3 protein-coding genes are annotated in these 1827 nt (G+C 59.8%); 2 read left to right on the top strand and 1 reads right to left on the bottom strand.

The window, feature by feature from the left end; genetic code table 11:
* On the bottom strand, positions 1-651 hold a 651-nt coding region (locus RMO57_RS06235), incomplete at its 3' end, for a thiamine pyrophosphate-binding protein (protein WP_414896379.1).
* A 263-nt stretch (positions 652-914) separates the two neighbouring features.
* Between RMO57_RS06235 and RMO57_RS06230 the strand changes: the two genes are divergently transcribed.
* Together RMO57_RS06230 and RMO57_RS06225 are read left to right on the top strand one after the other, a co-directional pair.
* Complete coding sequence (locus tag RMO57_RS06230) at positions 915-1481, top strand: RNA polymerase sigma factor (RefSeq protein WP_310385189.1); 567 nt, start codon at positions 915-917, stop codon at positions 1479-1481.
* Positions 1482-1498: 17 nt separating this feature from the next.
* A partial coding sequence (locus RMO57_RS06225; RefSeq protein WP_310385188.1) for a DUF3619 family protein occupies positions 1499-1827 on the top strand: 329 nt, incomplete at its 3' end.

Here is a 1827-nt window from a genome sequence, read left to right as displayed (position 1 = left end):
GATCTGGCCGGTGTGGCCCTTGCGCGCCGGGTTGTAGGAGCGCATTTCCACATGCTTGGGATACTCGAAATGGCTGCCCAGCTTGGCCATCGAGACATCCTTGGGAATGTCCACCACCACCGGGCCGGGGCGGCCGGTGCGGGCGATGTGGAAGGCCTTTTTCATCGTCATGGCCAGATCACGCACATCCTTGACCAGGAAGTTGTGCTTGACGATCGGACGGGTGATGCCGACGGTATCGCATTCCTGGAAGGCATCAAGGCCAATCGCCGCCGTCGGCACCTGGCCGGTCACGATCACCAGCGGGATCGAGTCCATATAGGCGGTGGCGATGCCGGTGACGGCATTCGTCACACCCGGGCCCGAGGTGACCAGGGCGACGCCCACATCACCGGTGGCGCGGGCATAGCCGTCAGCGGCATGCACGGCGGCCTGCTCGTGACGCACCAGCACATGCTGAATGGTCTCTTGTTTGTACAGTGCGTCGTAGATGTAGAGCACCGCGCCGCCGGGGTAGCCCCAAAGGAATTGAACCCCTTCGGCTTGCAGGCAGCGAACCAGAATCTCGGAGCCGTTCAGCTCGGAGGAAGAATTTTGTGTTTGGGAATTTAGCGGTGCCGACCCGGCACGCTTGACATCCGCGCTTGACATATCCATTTAGAACCTTTGTGAATTTCTCTAACGAAAAACCATTGGTGTTCCTACTCGTGCCCTCGTGAGGCGGACTCGGAACCTGCGCGATCAAAAAGGTGCTGCCCCGGTCGGGCTGCCAGCTGAAGACCAGAATTTTCTTTGTGCGAAGCAGCATTATGCACCGGACTTGAGGCCGCTCCAGGCCGCCGCCTAGAGAGCCCTCCCGCAATGCGATACTTCGCGCTGTTTTGCCAGCATCGGGTTCAGTCCCTCTCCTCTCCTTGGCCACCGACAAAGAACTCAATGATTTTCTGCGCGCCGTCGACCGGCGCGCCTTCAAACGCACCGCTTACATGGTGCGTGACGACGACGCGGCGCTGGACATCGTGCAAGACGCCATGATCAAGCTGGCGGAAAAATATTTTGACCGCCCGGCGGCGGAGCTGCCGCTGTTGTTTCAGCGCATCTTGTCGAACGCGACGATGGATTACTTCCGGCGCAAGAAGACTCGAACTGCCGTCATGCAAAATATGTCGGACTTTGAATCCAGCGACCCCGACGGAGACTTCAACCTGCTGGAGGTGCTGGAAGCCCAAGAAGGCACGCTGGGCGCCTTGAGCGCCGCCGATGAGGTCTCGAGAATGCAGATTTTGCAAGCCATCGATGCGGAGGTGGCCGAATTGCCCGCACGTCAACGGGAAGCCTTCCTGCTGCGTTACTGGGAGGAAATGGATGTCGCAGAAACCGCGAGCGTCATGGGTTGCTCGGAAGGCAGTGTGAAAACGCACTGCTCCCGCGCCACGCATGCATTGGCAAAATCGCTGAAGGCCAAGGGAATCACTTTATGAACAAGTCGAAATTTGGAATGGATCACGCATCCAATGAGGACGCCCTCGTCGCCCGCTTTGGCCTGCGCGTGGCGGCCGGCTTGAACGAGCAGGCTCAGAGCCTGCCGTTGAATGTGGCCGAGCGCCTTAGCTTTGCCCGCGAGCAAGCCCTGATGAAAGCCCGCAGCGCCCGGGCCGCACAAGCCGTGCCGGCCACCGTGGTGTTGGACTCTGGTTCGGCCTTGACCATGGGGCATGACTCCAACTCGCCGCGCTGGTTGAAATTGACCTCCTTGCTGCCACTGATCTTGTTGGTGCTCGGCTTGGTGCTGATTCAACACAGCCAGTGGTACGAGCAGATCTTGGC

Source organism: Roseateles sp., assembly GCF_031397715.1.
In the GTDB taxonomy this organism is placed as follows: domain Bacteria; phylum Pseudomonadota; class Gammaproteobacteria; order Burkholderiales; family Burkholderiaceae_C; genus Paucibacter_A.
This window is presented reverse-complemented; position numbering and strand designations above follow the sequence as displayed.